A 20,748-nucleotide genomic window follows, 5' to 3' on the forward strand; every position below is an offset into this window, starting at 1 on the left:
TCCCTCCTCAGTCGGAGGACTCCCCCACGAAGCTGCGGTAGACGCTGATCAGGGCCGTGCGTTGCTCGGGGGTCAGCCGCGGGTCGGCGCGGATGACGTCCTCGGTGCTGGGGGCGTCGGAGCCGGCCTTGCCGTTGCGTCCGGTGTTCCAGCCCGCCTGGGCCAGCAGCTGCTCGGTCGACAGCTGGAGCGCGTCGGCGATCGCCTGCAGGACCTTCAGCGACGGCTGATGGAGGCCGCGTTCGATCTGGCTGAGGTAGGCGTTCGACACCTGGGTCATCGCCGCCATCTCGCGCAACGACAGCTTCGCCAGCTGCCGCTGGGTCCGGATGAACTGACCCAGCATGTTGATCTGACCCGCCCACGACGACGCCGGGGGGTCCTCCCCGGCGTCGTCGGCGAGGTCGTCGCGGGCAGCACTCATGCCTCCATCATCTCCGGTCGCCGAAGGCGGGGTCAGGACTCCCGGACGTAGCGGCCCGGTGCGTCGTCGAGGACGGGGTGGGCGGCACTGCCGATGGGCGGCGGCTCGCGCAGGTCGCCTGCCCGCCCAGCCGCCCACGGCGTCCAGTCGTCCCACCACGTCGTCTGCGTGGCCGCGACGTCTGCCCGCCAGGTGAGCGGATCGGCCGGCAGCGGGCCGTCCCCGGCGCGGTGCCAGGCGCGCGGCGACGGTGGGTTGACGACGCCGGCGATGTGCCCGGAGCTCGACAGCACGAACCGCAGCGGCCCGCCGAGCCGGCGCGCGCCCGCGTAGACGGACGTCCACGGGGCGATGTGGTCGTCCTGCGCAGCGACCACGTAGGCCGGCACGTCGACCGCGCCGAGGTCGAGCCGGTGCCCGGCGAGGGTGAACGTGCCCTCGGCGAACCGGTTGTGCACGTAGAGCTCGCGCAGGTACTCCAGCTGCATCGTGGCCGGCATGCGGGTGGAGTCGGCGTTCCAGGCGAGCATGTCGAACGCCGGCGGGTCCTCCCCCAGCAGCCACCCGGTGACGATCGGCCCCCAGACGAGGTCGGCGGGCCGCAGCACGTCGAAGGTCGCCTTCATCAGCTCGCCGGGTAGGTAGCCGGTGGCCGACATGATGCGGTCGAGCCGCTCTACGGCCGCGGCATCGGTGAACACCCCCAGCACACCGGGCTCGGAGTAGTCGAGCAGCGTGTTGAGCAGGGTGAGCGAGTGCACCCGCTGGGTGCCGGCCGCGGCGCACCACGCGGCGGCCGCGGTGGCCATCGTGCCGCCCAGGCAGAGCCCCACCAGGTCGATGCGGTCGCTGCCGGTGATGTCGCCGATGACGTCCAGCGCGGCGAGCACGCCCTCCGTGAGGTAGTCGCTCATCGTGAGCCCGGCCAGCTCCGGGCCCGGGTTGCGGTAGCTGAGCATGAACACGGTGTGGCCGGACCGGACCGCGCGCTCGACGAGGCTGCGCCCCGGCGCGAGGTCCATGACGTAGTACTTGTTGATCCAGGGCGGCGAGAACAGCATCGGCACGGCGTGCACGCGATCGGTCTGCGGCGCGTACTGGATCAGCTCGACGAGCCGGTTGCGGTGCACGACGGCGCCCGGGGTGGCGGCGAGGTCCTCGCCGACGGTGAACCGCTCGGCCGCCACCTGCCGCGGACCGCCCTCGATGAGCAGGTCGCGCACGGCGTTGCGGGCACCGCGCAGCAGGGACCGCCCGCCGGTGTCGACGGCGCGGCGCAGCACGACCGGGTTGGTCAGCGGCCAGTGCGCCGGATCGGCGGCCGCGATCACCTGCGTCAGGAGGAAGTCGACCTTCGCGCGAGTACCCGGCGGCAGGTCCAGATCGGCGGCGACCGCCTCCAGCGCCCGGGTCAGCAGCGCGTGCTCCTGGCGGAGCAGGAAGCAGAACGGGTTCTCCTCCCAGGCCGGGTCGGCGTGGCGCTTGTCGCGCGGCAGCTCGACGGGTCCGTCGGCGTCGCCGCCCAGCCCGCGGACGGCGGCCGCGGCGAGCGCCGCCACGCTGCCGCCGGCCAGCACGCCGAGTTCACGGGCGACCGAGGCCGGCTTGGTCAGGGCCGCCGCCGCGGCCGCCCCCGCGGCCTCGAGCACGCCACCGGGGTCGAGCCGGTCGAGCAGCTGCGTCAACAACCCCGGAGACATGTGCCCATCATGGCGGTACTCCGCCCCGCGGCGACCCATCGACCAGACGGCTCAGGGTTCGCCGCGTCACAGGTGGGTAACCCGCGAGTAACCCCAGGTGGATCCCCACCGACGAGTAACTGAGGGGCGACTGAGAGCACGGACACGCTCATGGGGGGTACGGGAACGATCCGCGGAACACCCGCGTTCTACCCCATGACAGCCCGGTGTTCCAGGCGGCCGCCACCGCCACGCCCACCGAGCTAGCCAGGGGAGGATCGCAGCCACATGACCATCACTCAGACCGACCGGCCCACCCGGACGGCTAGCCCCAGCATTCCTGCTCAGCGTACCGAGTCCGACCTCGACTTCGCCAGCGAGTCCGTCGACTTCGGTCGTGCCGAGGTGACGGCCGACGATCTCGACGCCCAGAGCCCCGCGGCCGACCTGGTCCGCGTCTACCTGAACGGGATCGGCAAGACCGCTCTGCTGACCGCGGAGCAGGAGGTCGAGCTGGCGAAGCGCATCGAGGCCGGTGTGTTCGCGAAGCACGTGCTGGACACGGCCGCCGCGGAGGGTCGCGAGCTGGACCCCGCGTACGCCAAGGACCTGCGCGCGATCGTGCGCGACGGGAACCTGGCCCGTAACCACCTCCTGGAGGCGAACCTGCGCCTCGTCGTGTCGCTGGCCAAGCGCTACACCGGTCGCGGCATGCCGCTGCTGGACCTGATCCAGGAGGGCAACCTCGGCCTGATCCGGGCCGTGGAGAAGTTCGACTACACCAAGGGCTTCAAGTTCTCGACCTACGCCACGTGGTGGATCCGCCAGGCCATCACCCGCGGCATGGCCGACCAGGCGCGCACCATCCGCCTGCCCGTCCACCTCGTGGAGCAGGTCAACAAGCTCGCCCGGATCAAGCGCGACCTGCACCAGAAGCTCGGCCGCGACGCGACGCACGAGGAGCTGGCCGCCGAGTCCGGTATCCCCGAGGAGAAGATCGCCGACCTGCTCGACCACGCCCGGGACCCGGTGAGCCTGGACATGCCGGTCGGGTCGGACGAGGAGGCCCCGCTCGGCGACTTCATCGAGGACGGCGAGGCGGCCGACGCCGAGAACGCGGTGATCTCGCGGATGCTGCACGAGGATCTGCGCCGCGTCCTCAACACGCTCGAGGAGCGCGAGCAGATGGTGATCCGCATGCGCTACGGCCTCGACGACGGCCAGCCGCGCACGCTCGACCAGATCGGCCGCCAGTTCGGGTTGTCCCGCGAGCGGGTGCGGCAGATCGAGCGCGAGGTCATGGCGAAGCTGCGGATCGGCGAGCGCGCCGACCGGCTGCGCGCCTACGCCAGCTGAGCTGCTCGCCTCGCCGGCGGCGAGGAGGGCCACCGCCGGCAGCGGCGGCCCTCCCGTGGTGCACCGGCTCCGGGGTCGGGCTCCCACGCCCCCCGTACCGGCCGGACAATGGTATGGGTAGCTCTGCGTGTTCGTGCGGCAACCTGGGGTGAGCGGTTCGCGTGTCGCGCCCCGACAGCCGCACGACCGGGCGACGCCGCAGTCGATCTCTGCGACACGCGTGTGGCAACTGCCACCACGGAGTGGTGATCGCGCTCGCCCGGCCATAGGGTCAGTCGCATGACGGGAAGCGCTCCGCCCGGGCCCGTGTCGCCGTCGATGATGCGTGAGGTCCTCGGCCATTTCGTCACCGGGATCGTGGTCGTGACCGCGGCCGGACCGGACGGACCGCTCGGCTTCACGTGCCAGTCGTTCACATCGCTCTCGCTCGATCCGCCGTTGGTCAGCTTCGCGCCCGCGCGCACGTCGAAGACCTGGCCGCGCATCCGTGAGGTCGGCAAGTTCTGCGTGAACGTGCTGGCCGTCGAGCACCAGGACTTGAGCATCGGGTTCGCCCGCTCCGGCGTCGACAAGTTCGCCGGTGTCGCCTGGCGGCCCAGCCCCTTCGGCTCGCCCCTCCTGGACGGTGTGGCGGCCTGGATCGACTGCGAGCTGTGGGCCGAGCACGACGGCGGCGACCACACGATCGTCATCGGCAAGGTGCTCGATCTCGGCGCCGACGAGACGCGCCTTCCCCTGCTCTACTACCGCGGCCAGTACACGGTCGCCGCCGGACCGGAGGCGATGCAGCGATGACCCTGTCGATCATCGGGATCTCGGGTGGCCCCGAGGCCGGAGGCCGCACCACGACGGCGATCAACGCCGTGCTGGCGGGCGCCGGCGCCGAGAGCACCGCGGTGCTGGAACTCTCGCAGGTGACCACCGAGGAGGCGGTGGCGGCCATGGCGGAGGCCGACGCCGTCGTGTTCGGCAGCCCGGTATTCCGCGCCACCTACAGCGCGCTGCTCAAGGACCTGCTGGAGCGCACCGAGCGCGGCAAGTGGGGCGAGAAGACCGACCCGCTGCGCGGCACCGTCGCGGCGACCGTGATCACCGGCGCGAGCGGGCACCACTTCCTGGCCGTCAACGACCTGCGCAACGTGCTGGCCGGCTTCTTCGCCGTGCAGGTCCTCTCCCCCGGCCTGTACTTCGACCACTCGGCCTACGAGAGCCGCACCCAGCTCAACGCCGACAGCGCGGCGCTGGCCGCGGCGCACGGGGCGGCGCTGGCGGACCTCGCGACCGCTGTCAAGGAGTCGAAGGCGCTGAGCACGATCACGCCCCAGGTGTGAGGGCGCGCGCCCCGTCGCCCGCCCTCATCCGTTGCCAGTTCGCCGCGCCCACCTCGGCCGATCGGTGGGCGGCTGCCGGGTCGTCGCCGAAGCCGATCGCCAGGTGCACGGTCTGCGGCACCACCACGGTGTCGACGGCGCTGCGCGGCGCGGCCGGCAGGATCCCCGACAGCTCGAGCATGACGACGCCGTGGTGGGCGGCCCACAGCTGCGCGGCCGCCGACCCGGCGTCGACCCGCGGGAACCGACCGGCGTCGATCGCGCGGCCGACGAGGCCGCGCAGCAGCTCGAACGCTGCGCGGCCCGGCTCGCGCAGGTCCGGAGCGGCCGCGCTGAACGCCAGCGCGAACACGTGCGGTCCGTCGAGCGCGACCTGCCGGTAGGTGAGCGCCTCGGTCACGAGATCTGCGACCGGGTCGGCGGTGCGCGGGATCGCGCCCAGCGCCGTCGCCAGCCGTCGGAAGCCCTCGGCCCGCACCTCGCAGAGGAGGCCCGGCATCCCCGAGAAGTGGGTGTAGACCGCCATCGTGGAGGTCCCCACCGCCGCGGCGAGCCTGCGCACGTGCAACCCGTCGGCACCGTGCTCGTCGACGAGCCGGATCGCCTCCTCCACGAGCCGTGCGCGCATCTCCCGGGCCTGAACCATCAGAACCCGTCCCCTCGTCATCACGTTCCGAGGGGGCCATCATGGCAGCAGTCGCGGACCCTCGCCCGCCTGATCAGTGCTTGACCAGGTAGATCGCGGTCCGGACGAGCACGACCAGGTCCAGCCACAGCGACCAGTCGTCGGCGTAGGAGTTGTCGACCCGGGCACGCTCGGCGATCGAGGTGTCGCCGCGCAGCCCCTTCACGACGGCCAGCCCGGTCAAGCCCACGGGCACGCGGTGGCGGTCGGCGTAGCCGGGGACCTCCCGGGAGAACTTCGCCACGTAGTACGGGCGCTCCGGGCGGGGCCCGACCAGGCTCATGTCGCCCTTGAGCACGTTCACCAGCTGCGGCAGCTCGTCGATGCTCGTGCGGCGGATGAACCGGCCCACCGGGCCGAGCCGGGAGTCGTGGTCGATGTTCCAGCAGACATCACCCTCGTCACCAGCGGGCTTGAGCGAACGCAGCTTGTAGAGGGTGAACAGGCGACCGTACTGACCGACCCGCTGCTGGCGGAAGATCACGCCGGGGCCGCCCTCGATGCGCACCGCCAGCGCCGCCACGAGCAGCACCGGCAGCGCCAGCAGCAGCCCGATCAGGGCGCCGGCGACGTCGATGCCGCGCTTGATCGCGCGGGCGGCCCGGCCACCGGCGGCGGGCCGGGGCAGGTGGATGGGCGCGAAGGCCGGGGTCTGCCAGTCCGCCGGTTCCGGGAACGACACCGGCACCGGCAGCTGCAGCGTCTCGGGAAGCTGGGCGGGCTGCGTCATCGGTACCGGCAGCGGCAGCGTGGCCGGGTACTCGGCGGTGCGGTCCTGGACGGCGGTGGTCATGGCGGAAAGCCTCGTCCGCGCGGGCCCCGGCCGTAATCGCCGCGCCGGCCACCGCTTGGGCACCCGGGGGTAAGCCCGAGCTGACCATCTGGTGAGGGTCGCGCGGAGAGCGGGTACCCCTGATGCACCGCCGCAGGGGCGGGCGGGAGGAGGACGCCGTGCAGGAACCGGAGAAGGTGCTGGTCCCGGCCTTGGTCGGGCTCGACTTCGCCGACGCGACCCGGCTCGCGGCCCTGTCGGGGATCGCGCTGGACCCGATCACCGGGCCGGTCCGGGAGGGTGCGGTCACCGGGCAGCAGCCGCTGGCCGGCACGACGGTGCCGCCGGGCAGCACCGTGCAGGTGACGGTCGAGGAGACCGGCCGCGGCGGCGGTGGTGGCAGTGCGCTCATCCCGCCCCCGACCCCGCTCGATCCGACCGGGGCGGGCGATCCGGCGGGCGTGTGACCCCTCCACCGGCGCTTCGCTGATAGGTTGCGAGGTGCCCGAGGTCGCGCAAGGTCGACGAGGCCGGCGCGGGCGCGGGCCGATGTGACCGGGCCGGTTCAGCAGCGAGCCGACACAGCATCGGGCGGGTTCCCCCACCGTGCCGTCCGAGAAGAGCGAGACCGACCCATGAGCGCCGAGACGGAGAGCGAGCAGACCCCGCTGCGGGTGCTGCTCGTGGAGGACGACGAGGGCGACGCCCTGCTCGTCCACGAGCTGCTGACCGACGCCGGTCAGCCGGTGGAGCTGGTCCGCGCCCGCTCCCTCGCCGAGGCCGAGACCGTGTGGTCGCCGCAGATCGACTGCGTGCTGCTCGACCTCGCACTGCCCGACAGCACCGGGCTCGACGGGCTGGTGCGGATGCGCGAACGCGGTGCGGGGGCGGTCGTCGTGCTCACCGGGTTCGGCGATCGGGAGAACGGCCTCGCCGCGGTCGCCGCCGGGGCGCAGGACTACCTGGTCAAGGGCAACATCGACGGGTCGATGCTGGAGCGGGCGGTGCGGTACGCCGTGCACCGCCACCGGGCCGACCTGATCGCCCGCGAGCTGGCGCAGGCCAACCTGCTCGCCGCGGAGAACCTGCGGCTCTCGCGCGGGCTGCTGCCCGCCCCGCTGCTGCGCCCGTCCGAGATCGGCTACGCGGCCCGCTACCTGCCCGGCGGGGCCCGGTTGCTGCTCGGTGGCGACTTCTACGACGCGGTCCAGGTCGGCGACGACGCGATCTGGGTGATCGTGGGCGACGTGTGCGGACACGGCCCGGACGAGGCAGCGCTCGGCGTCGCACTGCGCATCGCGTGGCGCACGCTCGTGCTGGCCGGGCACCCCGCCGACCGGATCCTGCCGACGCTGCACGAGGTGCTGGTCAACGAGCGGCACCAGCCGTACCTGTTCGCGACCGCCACGATGGTGCGGGTCGCGCCCGACCGGGCCTCGGCGCTGCTGTGGTCGGCCGGGCACCCGCCCGTCGTGCTGCGGCGCGGCGACGGTAGCTGGGGCGAGCTGGAGTTCAGCCCGCAGCTGCCGCTCGGCGTCGCCGCCGGGCACTGCTGGGAGCCGATCGAGGTGCCGCTGGGGCCGCGCTGGGACCTGCTGCTCTACACGGACGGGTTGATCGAGGCCCGCGCGGGCGCGGAGGGCGACCTGCTGTGGGTCGACGGGCTGTGCGAGCTGCTGCCGGCGGGCCCGCTGACCGACCGGGCCGATCTCGGGGAGGTCGTCGACGAGGTGCTGGCGAAGGTCGCCGGGTGCACGTACGCCCAGAACGACGACATCGCCGTCGTGCTGCTCAGCCACCCGGCGGGCGCCCGGTGAGCGCAGGTCCGCCGCGGCGAGAGCACTGGTCGCTGCGCCGCTGGTTCACGATCGTCGCGGTGCTCGGCGTCGTCGGGATGCTGGTCACCGGGATGCTGGGCGTGCTGGCGCTGGTGCGGCTCGACGCCGCCCGCGACTCGCTGATCGACCGCACCGGGCCGGCGCTGATCGTCGCCCAGCAGTTGCGCGCGGCGCTGCTCAACCAGGAGATCGGGGTGCGCGGCTACGTCGTCACCCGCGACCCGGAGTTCGCCGCGCCGTACCGCGACGGGCGGGCGACCCAGGAGCAGGTGGTCGCGGAGCTGCGGCAGCTGCTGTCCGACGAGCCGCTCGCCGAGCTGGACACGGTCCTGCAGCGGGCAGATGCCTGGCAGCGCGGGTACGCCGAGCCCACGATGGCGGCCGTCGACACCGGTGGCGAGTCCGTCGACGCCGGCACCGGCAAGGTGCTCTTCGACGCCCTGCGCGAGGCGGTCGCCGCGCTGCTCACCACGCTGCACGCCGAGCGGGCGGCCGGCGCGGCGGAGCTGGACGCGGCGATCACCGGCATGGCCGTCATGGGCGCGGTGATCGCCGCCCTGCTGGTCGCGCTGTTCGCCGGCACGTGGGCGTGGGCGCGGCAGGTGATCCTGCGGCCGATCCGGTCGTTCGAGGGCGCGGTCAAGGCGGTTGAACGCGGCGAGTTCGACCGGCCGGTGGCGGTCGAGGGGCCCCGCGAGCTGGAGCAGCTCGGCACCGCGGTCGACGCGATGCGCCGACGCATCCACGGCGAGCTGCAGACCGTGCAGCAGCTCAACGAGCAGCTCGACGCGCAGGCCGCCGAGCTGGCCCGCTCCAACTCCGACCTGGAGCAGTTCGCCTACGTCGCCAGCCACGACCTGCAGGAGCCGCTGCGGAAGGTCTCCTCGTTCTGCGAGCTGCTCGCCAAGCGCTACGCCGGGCAGCTCGACGAGCGCGCCGACCAGTACATCGGCTTCGCCGTCGACGGGGCTCGGCGGATGAGCGCGCTGATCAACGACCTGCTCGCGTTCTCCCGCGTCGGCCGCACCACCGACCGCACGAGCTGGGCCAGGGTCTCGGCCGAGGAGCTGCTCGCCCACGCCGAGCGCAACCTCGCCGACGCGATCGAGCGCACCGGTGCCGTCGTCACCCACGACCCGCTGCCCGAGGTCGTGGGCGAGCGGAGCCTGCTCACCACCGTGCTGCAGAACCTCGTCGGCAACGCGCTGAAGTTCCACGGCGAGGACCCGCCGCGGGTGCACGTCGGCGCGCGGCGCGACGGCGAGGTGTGGGAGTTCTCGGTCAGCGACAACGGGATCGGCGTCGATCCCGAGTTCGCCGACAAGATCTTCGTCATCTTCCAGCGGCTGCACTCCCGCGACAGCTACCCCGGGACCGGCATCGGGCTGGCCATGTGCCGCAAGATCGTCGAGTTCCACGGCGGCCGCATCTGGCTCGACCCCGATCCCGGCGCACCCGGCGCCACGTTCCGCTTCACTCTGCCCGTGCCGCCCGACCCGACCCCGCAGACCCCATGACCACGGAGACCCCATGACCACGGAGACCCCATGACCGACCACGTCCACGTCCTGCTCGTCGAGGACGACCCGGGCGACGTGCTCATGACGCAGGAGGCGTTCGAGCACCACAAGATCCGCAACCCGCTGCACGTCGTGACCGACGGCGCCGAGGCGCTGCGGTTCCTGCGCAAGGAGGGCGAGTACGCCGACGCGCCCCGGCCGGGGCTGATCCTGCTGGACCTGAACCTGCCGCGGGTGAACGGGCGGGAGGTGCTCGCGGCGGTCAAGTCCGACGCCGGCCTGCGCTCGATCCCGGTGGTCGTGCTCACCACGTCGGCGGCCGAGGAGGACATCCTGCGCAGCTACGACCTGCACGCCAACGCCTACGTCACCAAGCCGGTGGACTTCACCCGGTTCATGGAGGTGATCCGCCAGATCGACGACTTCTTCGTCACGGTCGTCAGACTGCCGGGGCGATAGGGTGCATGATCGTGAGCATCACCTTGGAGCAGGCCCGGACGATCATCGATGCGGCACTGGCGTACGGCGCGGAGCAGGGCTACAACCCGCTGACCGTGGCCGTGCTCGACCCGGGCGGTGCGATCGTGGCGCTGGCCCGCCAGGACGGGTCCGGCTTCCTGCGGCCCGACCTGGCCGTCGCGAAGGCGTACGGCGTGCTCGGGCTGGGCATGACCAACCGGGCGATCGCCGAGCGGGCCGCGGAGGCCCCGGAGTTCTTCACGACCGTGACCACGCTCGCCGGCGGGAAGTTCGTCTCGGTGCCCGGCGGGGTGTTCGTGCGCGACCGCGAGGGCACGCTGCTCGGCGCGGTCGGTGTGACCGGTGATCTCTCGCTGCACGACGAGGCCGCGGCCGTGGCGGGGATCGAGGCGGCCGGGCTCGTGGCGGTGACCGGCGCCGAAGGCTCGTGAGCCGGGCCTTCGACGACCTGATCCCCCGGCTGCGGGAGTTCGCGGCCGCCCGGGACTGGGAGCCGTACCACACGCCGCGCAACCTGCTCATGGCACTGACCGGGGAGGTCGGGGAGCTGGTCGCGGAGCTGCAGTGGCGCACCGACGCCGAGGCCGACCCGGCGGTGTGGGACGACGGGCTGCGGTTCCGGGTGACCGACGAGCTGGCGGATGTCCTGCTGTACCTGCTGCGGTTCGCGGACGTGTGCGGGATCGACCCGGTCGCGGCGGCGCACGCGAAGATCGACCGCAACGAGGTCCGGTTTCCCGCCCCGTAACAGAGCGTTCGTCGGATCCTCCAAACGTGCGCGGCGCGAACGGCGGCGCCTTCGTCGGTGTTGCGAATGGCCTGGTCCGGTGTCATCCGGGATGGTGACCTGGATCCCCATCCAGCCACGAAGAGGTGCCCCGTGCGCGGATCCACCACTCGCCGTCCCCACCCCGTCGACGAGATGCTGCCCGTGGGCAAGCTCGCCGTCTACGGGTTCCAGCACGTGCTCGCGTTCTACGCCGGCGCGGTCATCGTGCCGATCCTGCTGGCCGGCGCCATCGGCCTGTCCGAGCGCGACCTGATCCACCTGATCAACGCCGACCTGTTCACCTGCGGCATCGCCTCGATCATCCAGTCCGTCGGGTTCTGGAAGATCGGTGTGCGGCTGCCCCTGCTGCAGGGCGTCACGTTCACCGCGGTGTCGCCGATGATCGCCATCGGGCTCGCCGCCGGGGGCGGCACCGACGGCCTGCTGGTGATCTACGGCGCAGTGATCGTCGCGGGTCTGGTCACGTTCTTCATCGCGCCGGTGTTCGGCAAGCTGATCCGGTTCTTCCCGCCGGTCGTCACCGGCTCGGTGATCACGATCATCGGCATCGCGCTGCTGCCGGTCGCCGCGCTCGACGCGGTCGGCGGCGGCAGCGATCCGCAGCCCACCGATCCCCGCAACCTCGCCTACGCGCTGGGCACGCTCGCGGTGATCGTGCTCATCCAGCGGGTGTTCCGCGGCTTCATGGCCACCGTCGCCGTCCTGATCGGCCTGGTGCTCGGCACGCTGGTGGCCTGGCTGCTCGCCGACGCACACTTCGACTCGGTCGCCGATTCCGACTGGTTCGGGGTGACCACACCGTTCTGGTTCGGCTGGCCGCAGTTCAGCCTCGCCGCGATCATCTCGATGATCGTCGTCATGCTGATCACGGCCGTGGAGACCACCGGTGACGTCTTCGCGACCGGCGAGATCGTCGACAAGCGCGTCGGCAGCGAGGACGTGGCCCGGGCCCTGCGCGCCGATGGCCTGGCCACCACGATCGGCGGCGTCTTCAACTCGTTCCCCTACACCTGCTTCGCCGAGAACGTCGGCCTCGTGCGGCTGACCAGGGTGAAGAGCCGCTACGTCGTCGCGGCCGCCGGCGTGATCATGATCCTGATCGGGCTGGTGCCCAAGGCCGGCGCGATCGTGGCCGGCATCCCGCACCCGGTGCTCGGCGGGGCCGCGCTGGCCATGTTCGCCACCGTGGCGGTCGTCGGGTTCCAGACGCTGTCGCGGGTGGACTTCCACGACCACCGCAACGTCGTGATCGTGGCGTCCAGTATCGGACTGGCGCTGTTCGTGACCGTCCAGCCGGACGTGGCCAAGGCCGTGCCGGAGTGGGCGCAGATCATCTTCGGCTCCGGCATCACGCTGGGCAGCATCACCGCGATCCTGCTCAACATCGTCTTCCACCACATCGGCAAGGACTTCGGCCCGGCCGTCGCGGGCGCGCCCGGCGAGCCGACCGTGCGGCTCGACCAGGTGAACAAGATGAGCCGCGAGGAATTCGTCGAGACCTTCGGCAGGCTGTTCCAGGGGGACAGCCCGATCGTCGCCCGCGCCTACGACCGCAGGCCGTTCACCGACATCAACGCCCTGCGCGCGGCGTTCCAGGAGGCGCTGTTCGCCGCACCCGACACCGAGCAGCGCGCCCTGATGCAGGCCTACCCCGATCTCGGCTGCGACGCGGTGGCCGACGGCACGACCGGCGAGGACTCGCGCCGCGACCAGGCCTCCGCCGGGCTCATCCACCTCGACGAGGAGTCGCGGACCGAGTTCGCCCGCCTCGCCTCGGCCTACCGGGAGCGGTTCGGCATCCCGCTGATCGTCTGCGTGCGGGACGCCGCCGGCCGGGAGGCCCTCCTCCACGAGGGTCTTCGGCGGTTGGAGAATTCACCCACCCAAGAGCACGCCGCCGCGCTCATCGAGATCGCCAAGATCGCGAATCACCGGTTCTCCGACCTCGTCGCCGAGGCCAACCCGATCATGACCGCCCGCACGCGGGCGTTCGGCACGCACTGACAGGAGCACACCCATGGGCATCGTCCTCGGAGCCAACCAGTACGGGAAGGCGGAGAACCGCCTCGTCCGCATCTACCGCGAGACGTCGCGGCACGAGATCCGCGACGTCACCATCACCACGGCGCTGCGCGGCGACTTCGCCGACGCGCACCTCGTCGGCGACCAGGCGAACGTCCTGCCGACCGACACCCAGAAGAACACCTGCTACGCGTTCGCCAAGGAGCGCGGCCTGCACGAGATCGAGGACTTCGGCCTCGCACTGGCCCGCCACTTCGTCGAGGACGTCGAGCCCGTCCGCGCCGCCACGATCACCATCGACGAGCTGGGCTGGCAGCGAGCGCAGGACCACGACCACACGTGGGTGCGCACCGGTCCCGAGGTCCGCACGACCGAGGTGGTCGTCGACGCCGCCGGCGAGGTCGTCACGTCCGGGGTGAAGGACCTGGTGATCCTCAAGTCGACCGGTTCGGAGTTCGCCGGGTTCCTCAAGGACCGCTACACCACCCTGGAGGAGACCCACGACCGGATCATGGCCACCTCCCTCGTGGCCCGCTGGCGCTACACGTCCACCGACGTGGAGTGGGACAAGACCCGGACCGACGTGCGGCGGATCCTCATCGACCGCTTCGCCGACGTCCACTCCCTCGCCCTGCAGCAGACGCTGTGGGAGATGGGCAAGGCGGTGCTGGAGGCGCACACGAGCATCGCGGAGATCTCCCTGCAGGCCCCGAACAAGCACCACTTCCTCGTCGATCTCTCGCCGTTCGGGCTGGAGAACCCGGGCGAGGTGTTCTACGCGGCGGACCGGCCGTACGGGCTGATCGAAGCGACGGTCACGCGGGACTGACGGATCCCGGGTTCGCGGAAGCTGGCCCTCAGGCAACGAACGGCACTTTCGTCCACTCTGGGTGGACGAAAGTGCCGTTCGTTGCGTCAGGGCCCACCCGCTCACAGCGACCGCAGCGCCAGGAACAGGTCCACCCGGTCCGCGAACCGCCCCAGGTCCCGCCCGGTCAACTCCTCCACCCGCCCGATCCGGTACCGCACCGTGTTGACGTGCAGGTGCAACCGCTCCGCCACCCGGCTCCACGACCCCGAGCAGTCCAGGAACGCCTCCAGCGTCACCATCAGCCCCGCCCCGGTGCGGTCGTCGTAGTCCAGCACCGGGGCGAGGACCCGGGCGGCGAAGGCGCGGCGCATGTCGTCCGGCACCGCGGCGAGCAGGGCGACGTGGGAGGTCAGTTCCGCCCCGGTGACGACGGGGAGGGCGCCCTCGCGCATCCGGGCCAGGTCCCGGGCGTGCCGGGCTTCCTGCATCGCGCCTGACAGCGCCGCCGGACCGTACGGGACGCTCGTGCCCACGGTGAGCCGCAACGCCCCCAGCGCCGGTTCGAGGCGGCGCAGCGCGACGGCGAAGGCGGCGGGATCGCCGGGGAACACGGCGACGGCCACCCCGTCCCGCACGCCGACCACGGGTGGGTGGTCCCCCGGCGTCACGTGGGAGGCCGCGTCGACGAGGATCGCGCGGGCCGCCTCGACGAGGTCCGGGCGGTCGACGAACGCCGCGACGGCCACCACCAGCGGACCCGTCGGGTCGAGCCCGGCCTGGCGCAGCCGGACGGCGGTCTCCGGGCGGTCGCCGCCGCCGGTGGCGATCAGCTCGATGGCGTCGTCGGCGATGTCGCGGGCGACCCGCAGGCCTTCCCCGCGGCGGGCGCGGTCCAGGGCGGCGATCGCCACCAGGCCGCTCACGGCGTCGGAGGTCTCCGCGTCCCAGTCCGGGTAGGCGCCGTCGACGGCCACGAACCACGACGTCATCCGCTGCTCCGACGCCGGGCCCACCGCGAACACCGAGTACGCCGCCCCGTCGACGCGGGTGACCGCGGGCAGGCGCACGGCGGTGAGGAACGTGGTCACCATCCGCTCGAGCACCGGGAGGGGCACCGGGGCCGACGCCGCCACTTCCCGCCCGGTCGCGGTGAGCACCCGGCAGCCGCGCCCGGCCGACGCGGCGATCCCGGCCACGACGTCCTCCAGCCCTAGCCCGCTCGCGACGGCGGTGAGCAGCTCCCGCTGCCGGCTCAGGGTGAGCGCCAGCCGGTCCCGCGCGCGGCGGCCACCGCGCCGACGACCAGCTCGGTGACGTCCGAGAACGACGTCTCCTCGGGCACCGCGATCAGCGGCAGGTCGTGCCGGCGGCAAGCCTCCACGACGTCGTCGGGAACCCCGCCGAACACGGCCTCCCCGGCGGCCAGCGCCGCCGCACCCGCCCCCGCCACGGCGGCGACGAACCGCTCGCTCTCCGCGGGCGAGGTCCGCCACACCAGGCCGCTGATCACCAGCTCACCGCCGGACAGGTAGCGCGACGGATCGATCAGGTCGGTCGTGTAGACCCAGCGCACCGACCGCTCCAGCGCCGCCTCGTCGCCGTGCAGGACCCGCAGCCCCAGCCGCGGGTTCCCGACGAGCTCGCGCAACAGCATTGGAGGAACGTACAACCCCATCGGGCGATCCAGGAGCTCTCTTCGTGACGCCAGCGACTTCTTTCCGTCTCACGGGGGCGGTCTACTTCCTGGCATGGACTTCCTGGCGCCGACCACCTGGGCAGACGCCCTCGCGGCCAAGGCCGAGCAGCCCGACGCCGTTCCGGTGGCGGGCGGCACCGACGTCATGGTCGAGATCAACTTCGACCGGCGGCGCCCACGCGCGCTGCTGGACCTGACCCGCGTACCCGAGCTGAGCGAATGGGGGCGGACCGACGACGGGCGGATCCGCCTGGGGGCCGGTGTCACCTACAGCCGGATCATCGCCGAGCTGCGCGACGAGCTGCCGGGCCTGGCGATGGCCGCCCGCACCGTCGGGTCGCCGCAGATCCGCAACCGCGGCACCGTCGGCGGCAACCTGGGCGCGGCCTCCCCCGCCGGCGACAGCCACCCGCCGCTCCTGGCCTGCGACGCCGTCGTCGAGGTCGCCTCGGTGCGCGGCAGCCGCGAGGTCCCTGCGGCCGAGTTCTACACCGGGCCCAAGCGCAACGCGCTCGCCCCTGACGAGCTCATCGCCGCCGTGCTGATCCCGCGGGCCACCGGGCCGCAGCAGTTCTGCAAGATCGGCACCCGCAACGCCATGGTGATCGCGGTGGCCGCGTTCGCGATCGCGCTGCAGCCGCAGCGCAAGGCGATCGGCACCGGCATCGGCTCGGCCGCACCCACCCCGCGCACCGCGCCGGACGCCGCCGTGTTCCTGGCCGGGGAGATCGACGCCGCCGGGCTGTGGGAGAGCCGCGGCCCGCTGCCGGAGGGGCTGGCCGTCGAGTTCGGCCGCAAGGTCCGCGACGCCGCCTCCCCCATCGACGACGTGCGCGGCAGCGCCGCGTACCGCCTGCACTCGCTCTCGGTGATGGCGCGCCGCGCCGCCACCTGGGCATGGGACGACTTCCGCAGCGAGGACCGGAGGGCTGCCTGATGCGGATCCAGCTGACCGTGAACGGCACCCGCCACGACGTCGACGACGTCTGGCCGGGTGAGAGCCTGCTCTACGCGCTGCGCGAGCGGATGGGCCTGCCGGGCGCGAAGAACGCCTGTGAGCAGGGCGAATGCGGCTCGTGCACCGTCTACCTCGAGGGGGTGCCGGTGTGCGCGTGCCTGGTCCCCGCGGGACAGGCGCACGGCCGCGAGGTCACCACCGTCGAGGGCCTGGCCCCCGAGGGCTCCGGCGACGAGACCGCGCTGCACCCGGTGCAGCAGGCGTTCCTCGAGAAGGGCGCGGTGCAGTGCGGGTTCTGCACGCCCGGTCTGATCGTCTCCACGCACGACCTGCTGCAGCGCAACCCGGACCCGAGCGACCCGGAGATCCGCGAGGCGCTGGCCGGGAACCTGTGCCGCTGCACCGGCTACGAGAAGATCATGGACGCCGTCCGCGCGGCCGCGGAGGCACTGCGATGAGCGGCTACGTGATCGAGGGCGCGTACGTCGTCAGCGTGACCGGCGAGGAGTACCCGGACGGGCACGTGGTCGTCGACGGCAACCGGATCACCGCCGTCGGTGCCGGACCCGCCCCGGACCGCAGCGGCCGCACGGTCGTCGACGGCCGCGGCTGCCTGCTCACCCCGGGCTTCGTGAACACCCACAACCACCTGTTCCAGTGGGTCACCCGCGGGCTGGCCGTGGACAACACGCTGTTCGAGTGGCTCACCGCGCTCTACCCGGTCTGGGCCGGGCTCGACGAGCACGCGGTGCACACCTCGGCGTCCGGGGCGCTGGCCCAACTGGCGCTCACCGGCTGCACCACCGCGAGCGACCACCACTACCTGTTCCCCCGCGACGGCGGGGACGTGCTCGGCGCCGGCATCCGCGCCGCGCAGGAGGTGGGCCTGCGCTTCCACGCCACCCGCGGGTCGATGGACCTCGGGCAGAGCAAGGGCGGGCTACCGCCCGACCACGTCACCGAGGACATCGACGCGGTCCTGGCCGCGTCGCAGGTGGCGATCGACCGATGGCACGATCCTTCGCCGGACGCGCTGGTGCGGGTCGCGCTCGCCCCGTGCTCGCCGTTCTCGGTGACCGGCGATCTGATGCGCGCCTCCGCCGAGCTGGCCCGCGACCGCGGCGTGCTGCTGCACACCCACCTCGCCGAGACCCTCGACGAGGAGGACTTCTGCCGCGAGAAGTTCGGCTGCACGCCCGTGGAGTACGTCGAGCGGCTCGGCTGGACCGGTGAAGACGTGTGGTTCGCCCACGCCATCCACCTCGCCGACGACGCCGTGAAGCTGATCGGCGACACCCGCACCGGGGTGGCGCACTGCCCGTCGTCGAACGCACGGCTAGGCGCCGGCATCGCGCGCACCCGCGACCTGCGCGACGCCGGCGCCCGCGTCGGGCTCGGCGTCGACGGCGCGGCCAGCAACGAGGCCGGCAGCCTCCTGGAGGAGGCCCGCCACGCCGTGCTGTTCGCCCGCGCCGTGGGCGGCCCGACCGCGCTGTCGGTCCGAGACGGGCTGGAGCTGGCCACCATCGGCGGTGCTGCCGTGCTGGGCCGCGCCGGCGAGATCGGCTCGATCGAGCCGGGCAAGCTCGCCGACCTGGCGCTGTGGCGGATCGACGGGCTGGGCCACGCCGACGTCCACGACCCGGTCGCCGCGCTGGTCCTCGGCGCCCCTCCCCCGCTGCAGCTGCTGCTCGTGGACGGCCGGCCCGTCGTCGAGCAGAACCGCGTGGTCACCGTCGACACCGATGCGATCGCCCGCGAGTGCACCGCCGTGCACCGCCGTCTGCTGGAGAAGACGCCATGACGAGCACCGACTCGATCCCCGGAGCGAAGACGGGCGGCGGCCGCGTCGGCGACAGCCCGCTGCGCCCGGACGGCACGCTGAAGGTGACCGGCCAGTTCGCCTACTCGTCCGACCTGTGGCACGAGGACATGTGCTGGGGCGTGACGCTGCGCAGCCCGCACCCGCACGCCCGCATCCTCGGCATCGACACCACGGAGGCGCTGGCGACGCCCGGCGTGTACGCGGTGCTGACCGCCGACGACGTCCCCGGTGAGAACGCCGTCGGACTGGAGCACCTGGACACCCCGGCGCTGGCCCGCGACATCGTCCGCTACGAGGGCGAGCCGGTCGCGCTGGTCGCCGCCGATCACCCGGAGACCGCGCGGCGGGCGGCGAAGAAGATCGTCGTCACCTACGAGGAGCTGCCTGCGCTCACCGATCCGCGCCGCGCGCTCGATCCCGACGCGCCGCAGGTGCACGAGCAGGGCAACCTCGTGCGCGAGGTGACGATCCGCCGCGGCGACGCGTCCCCGACGGCGCCGGTGGTGGTCTCGCTGGAGTTCGAGGTCGGCATGCAGGACCAGGCCTTCCTCGGCCCGGAGTCCGGCCTCGCGGTGCCGGCCGAGGACGGCGGCGTCGATCTGTACGTGGCCACGCAGTGGCTGCACGTCGACCAGGCCCAGGTGTGCCGGGTGCTCGGGCTGCCCCCGGAGAAGGTGCGGCTCACCCTGGCCGGGGTCGGTGGCGCGTTCGGCGGCCGCGAGGACCTGTCGATGCACGTCCACGCCTGCCTGCTCGCCCTGCGCACCGGCAAGCCGGTGAAGATGTGCTACTCCCGCGAGGAGTCGTTCTACGGCCACGTCCACCGCCACCCGGCGTGGCTGCGCTACGAGTTCGGTGCGCAGCCCGACGGCCGCCTGGTCTACGGCAAGGCCGACATCCTGTTCGACGGCGGCGCCTACGCGTCCTCGACGGGCGCGGTCGTCGGCAACGGCGGCACGCTGGGCCTCGGCCCGTACGACTTCCCGAGCGTGCACGTGACCGCCCGCGGGGTGTACACGAACAACCCGCCGTGCGGGGCCATGCGCGGCTTCGGCTGCGTGCAGGCCGCGTTCGCGCACGAGGCGCTGATGGACGAGCTGGCCGAGGCCGTCGGCCTCGACGAGGTGGAGATCCGCGCGCTGAACGGGATGCGCGAGGGCGACCGCAACATCACCGGCCAGCTGATCGACTCCGCGGCGCCGGTGGCCGAGCTGATCCGCACCGTGCGGGACCTGCCGCTGCCCCCGGAGCGCACCAGCACCGATCTCCGCGAGCTGCCCGGCGGCGTCTCCAACACCACCCACGGCGAGGGCGTCGTGCGCGGCATCGGCTACGCCGTCACCTACAAGAACGTCGGCTTCTCCGAGGGCTTCGACGACTACTCGACCGCGCGGGTGCGGCTGGAGATGTCCGGCGGCGAGCCGGTCGTCACCGTGCACACCGCCGCCGCGGAGGTCGGGCAGGGCCTCATCGCCGTCGAGCAGCAGATCGCCCGGACCGAGTTGGGCGTCGAGAGGGTCGTCGTGCACCCGAAGGACACCACGGTCGGCTCCGGCGGCTCCACGTCGGCGTCCCGGCAGACGTACGTGACCGGCGGTGCGGTGAAGGCCGCCTGCGAGGCCGTGCGGACCACCGTGCTCGCCCGCGCCGGACAGCGGTGCGGCCAGACCGGCCTGCGCCTCGACGGCGACAAGATCGTCGCGACGTCGGGAGAGGTCGTCGCCACGCTCGTCGAGGTGCTCGGCGACGATGCGGTCGAGGAGACCGTGGAGCGGCGCCACCGGCCCACCCGGCCGATCGACCCGGAGACCGGGCAGGGCGACGCGCACGTGCAGTACGCGTTCTCCGCCCACCGCGCGGTCGTGGACGTGGACGTGGAGCTGGGCCTGGTGAAGGTGGTCGCCCTCGACACCGCGCAGGACGTGGGCAAGGCGATCAACCCGGACGCCGTCGTCGGCCAGATCCAGGGCGGCAGCGCGCAGGGGATGGGCCTGGCGCTGATGGAGGAGATCGTGGTGACCGACGGCCACGTCCGGAACCCGTCGTTCACCGACTACCTGATCCCGACGATCCTCGACATGCCACCGATGCAGATCGAGGTGCTCGAGTACGCCGATCCGCACGCCCCTTACGGTGTGCGCGGCGTGGGCGAGCCACCGACGATCTCGTCCGGCCCCGCCGTCGCTGCCGCCGTCCGGGCCGCGACCGGAAAGGCCCTGCGCCGGGTACCGATCCGGCCGGAGCACATCACCGGCACCTGAACCGGTCCACCCCCGGCGTTCCGCCGCACGCCCGCCGTGCGGTGGTTACTGCCGTGCCCGCGAACGGAGATTCCCGCATGTCCCCCACCGTCGTCGTGCGCGCGCAGCGCGCCGTCGTGGCCGGGACCGAGCGCCCCGCCGCCGTCGTGATCGACGGGGAGCGGATCGCCGCCGTCCTGCCCGTGGACGCACCGGTCACCGCACCCGAGGTGGTGCTGGGTGCGGATGAGGTGTTGCTGCCTGGTCTGGTGGATTCGCATGTGCATGTGAATGAGCCGGGGCGGACGGAGTGGGAGGGGT

Annotated in this window: 21 protein-coding genes and 1 pseudogene; 16 read left to right on the forward strand and 6 right to left on the reverse strand. The window is 72.7% G+C overall.

The window, feature by feature from the left end; genetic code table 11:
• Positions 1-7: 7 nt before the first annotated feature.
• Positions 8-424 carry a helix-turn-helix domain-containing protein gene (locus BUE41_RS02185; protein ID WP_084754198.1) on the reverse strand — a complete coding sequence of 139 codons (417 nt, stop codon included), beginning with the start codon at positions 422-424 and terminating at the stop codon, positions 8-10.
• Between the two features lie 32 nt (positions 425-456).
• Positions 457-2,124, reverse strand: a complete 1,668-nt coding sequence (locus tag BUE41_RS02190) for a PHA/PHB synthase family protein (protein ID WP_073455081.1) — start codon at positions 2,122-2,124, stop codon at positions 457-459.
• A 267-nt stretch (positions 2,125-2,391) separates the two neighbouring features.
• Between BUE41_RS02190 and BUE41_RS02195 the strand changes: the two genes are divergently transcribed.
• The 3 genes from BUE41_RS02195 to BUE41_RS02205 all read left to right on the forward strand — a co-directional run bounded on the left by BUE41_RS02195 (position 2,392) and on the right by BUE41_RS02205 (position 4,790).
• Positions 2,392-3,459 (forward strand): sigma-70 family RNA polymerase sigma factor, encoded by a 1,068-nt coding sequence (locus BUE41_RS02195; RefSeq protein WP_084754200.1) that lies wholly within the window; start codon positions 2,392-2,394, stop codon positions 3,457-3,459.
• 279 nt (positions 3,460-3,738) lie between these two features.
• Positions 3,739-4,254: a flavin reductase family protein gene (locus BUE41_RS02200; protein ID WP_073455082.1), complete on the forward strand. Its 516-nt coding sequence runs from the start codon at positions 3,739-3,741 to the stop codon at positions 4,252-4,254.
• Complete coding sequence (locus BUE41_RS02205) at positions 4,251-4,790, forward strand: NAD(P)H-dependent oxidoreductase (protein WP_073455083.1); 540 nt, start codon at positions 4,251-4,253, stop codon at positions 4,788-4,790. Before BUE41_RS02200 ends, BUE41_RS02205 begins: the two co-directional genes overlap by 4 nt.
• On the opposite strand, the gene BUE41_RS02210 is transcribed toward BUE41_RS02205, so the two are convergent.
• Both BUE41_RS02210 and BUE41_RS02215 read right to left on the reverse strand, forming a co-directional pair.
• The gene (locus tag BUE41_RS02210; RefSeq protein ID WP_073455084.1) at positions 4,774-5,436 is read right to left on the reverse strand and encodes a TetR/AcrR family transcriptional regulator; all 663 of its coding nucleotides are present in this window, start codon (positions 5,434-5,436) and stop codon (positions 4,774-4,776) included. The two genes, BUE41_RS02205 and BUE41_RS02210, sit on opposite strands and share 17 nt — an antisense overlap.
• A 73-nt stretch (positions 5,437-5,509) precedes the next feature.
• On the reverse strand, positions 5,510-6,268 hold the full coding sequence (locus BUE41_RS02215) for a sugar transferase (RefSeq protein WP_073455085.1): 759 nt from the start codon (positions 6,266-6,268) through the stop codon (positions 5,510-5,512).
• A gap of 122 nt (positions 6,269-6,390) precedes the next feature.
• Here BUE41_RS02215 and BUE41_RS02220 point away from each other — a divergent pair, with 122 nt between their 5' ends.
• The 8 genes from BUE41_RS02220 to pucL all read left to right on the forward strand — a co-directional run bounded on the left by BUE41_RS02220 (position 6,391) and on the right by pucL (position 13,726).
• On the forward strand, positions 6,391-6,714 hold the full coding sequence (locus tag BUE41_RS02220) for a PASTA domain-containing protein (RefSeq protein ID WP_073455086.1): 324 nt from the start codon (positions 6,391-6,393) through the stop codon (positions 6,712-6,714).
• Positions 6,715-6,882: 168 nt separating this feature from the next.
• Complete coding sequence (locus BUE41_RS02225; RefSeq protein WP_073455087.1) at positions 6,883-8,064, forward strand: PP2C family protein-serine/threonine phosphatase; 1,182 nt, start codon at positions 6,883-6,885, stop codon at positions 8,062-8,064.
• Positions 8,061-9,602, forward strand: coding sequence for a sensor histidine kinase (locus tag BUE41_RS02230; protein WP_073455088.1), 1,542 nt, complete (start codon positions 8,061-8,063; stop codon positions 9,600-9,602). The genes BUE41_RS02225 and BUE41_RS02230 overlap by 4 nt, the downstream gene beginning before the upstream one ends.
• 30 nt (positions 9,603-9,632) lie before the next feature.
• Entirely contained in the window at positions 9,633-10,064 is a 432-nt protein-coding gene (locus BUE41_RS02235) for a response regulator (protein WP_073455089.1), read from the forward strand.
• A 5-nt stretch (positions 10,065-10,069) separates the two neighbouring features.
• Positions 10,070-10,516, forward strand: a complete 447-nt coding sequence (locus BUE41_RS02240) for a GlcG/HbpS family heme-binding protein (protein ID WP_073455090.1) — start codon at positions 10,070-10,072, stop codon at positions 10,514-10,516.
• Complete coding sequence (locus tag BUE41_RS02245; RefSeq protein ID WP_073455091.1) at positions 10,513-10,833, forward strand: nucleotide pyrophosphohydrolase; 321 nt, start codon at positions 10,513-10,515, stop codon at positions 10,831-10,833. The genes BUE41_RS02240 and BUE41_RS02245 overlap by 4 nt, the downstream gene beginning before the upstream one ends.
• Positions 10,834-10,965: 132 nt before the next feature.
• Complete coding sequence (gene uraD / locus BUE41_RS02250; RefSeq protein ID WP_234996899.1) at positions 10,966-12,879, forward strand: 2-oxo-4-hydroxy-4-carboxy-5-ureidoimidazoline decarboxylase; 1,914 nt, start codon at positions 10,966-10,968, stop codon at positions 12,877-12,879.
• Positions 12,880-12,892: 13 nt separating this feature from the next.
• Positions 12,893-13,726: a factor-independent urate hydroxylase gene (gene pucL, locus BUE41_RS02255; protein ID WP_073455093.1), complete on the forward strand. Its 834-nt coding sequence runs from the start codon at positions 12,893-12,895 to the stop codon at positions 13,724-13,726.
• A 101-nt stretch (positions 13,727-13,827) separates the two neighbouring features.
• Here the strand turns inward: pucL and BUE41_RS02260 are convergent, their stop codons facing one another.
• Positions 13,828-14,904: a PucR family transcriptional regulator gene (locus BUE41_RS02260; RefSeq protein ID WP_084754205.1), complete on the reverse strand. Its 1,077-nt coding sequence runs from the start codon at positions 14,902-14,904 to the stop codon at positions 13,828-13,830.
• 56 nt (positions 14,905-14,960) lie between these two features.
• Positions 14,961-15,362, reverse strand: coding sequence for a PucR family transcriptional regulator ligand-binding domain-containing protein (locus BUE41_RS29430; protein ID WP_159444845.1), 402 nt, complete (start codon positions 15,360-15,362; stop codon positions 14,961-14,963).
• 94 nt (positions 15,363-15,456) lie between these two features.
• On the opposite strand from BUE41_RS29430, the gene BUE41_RS02265 reads away from it, so the two are divergent.
• From BUE41_RS02265 to BUE41_RS02285, 5 genes and pseudogenes are all read left to right on the forward strand, one after another.
• Positions 15,457-16,341, forward strand: a complete 885-nt coding sequence (locus BUE41_RS02265) for an FAD binding domain-containing protein (protein ID WP_073455094.1) — start codon at positions 15,457-15,459, stop codon at positions 16,339-16,341.
• A complete protein-coding gene (locus tag BUE41_RS02270) occupies positions 16,341-16,820 on the forward strand; it encodes a (2Fe-2S)-binding protein (RefSeq protein WP_073455095.1) in 480 nt (159 codons plus the stop codon). The genes BUE41_RS02265 and BUE41_RS02270 overlap by 1 nt, the downstream gene beginning before the upstream one ends.
• The gene (locus BUE41_RS02275) at positions 16,817-18,166 is read left to right on the forward strand and encodes an 8-oxoguanine deaminase (protein ID WP_073455096.1); all 1,350 of its coding nucleotides are present in this window, start codon (positions 16,817-16,819) and stop codon (positions 18,164-18,166) included. The genes BUE41_RS02270 and BUE41_RS02275 overlap by 4 nt, the downstream gene beginning before the upstream one ends.
• On the forward strand, positions 18,163-20,448 hold the full coding sequence (gene pucD / locus BUE41_RS02280; RefSeq protein WP_073455097.1) for a xanthine dehydrogenase subunit D: 2,286 nt from the start codon (positions 18,163-18,165) through the stop codon (positions 20,446-20,448). Before BUE41_RS02275 ends, pucD begins: the two co-directional genes overlap by 4 nt.
• A gap of 77 nt (positions 20,449-20,525) precedes the next feature.
• Positions 20,526-20,748 (forward strand): annotated as a pseudogene (locus BUE41_RS02285) (allantoinase AllB); the annotation flags it as partial.

Source organism: Pseudonocardia thermophila (genome assembly GCF_900142365.1).
Classification (GTDB): domain Bacteria; phylum Actinomycetota; class Actinomycetes; order Mycobacteriales; family Pseudonocardiaceae; genus Pseudonocardia; species Pseudonocardia thermophila.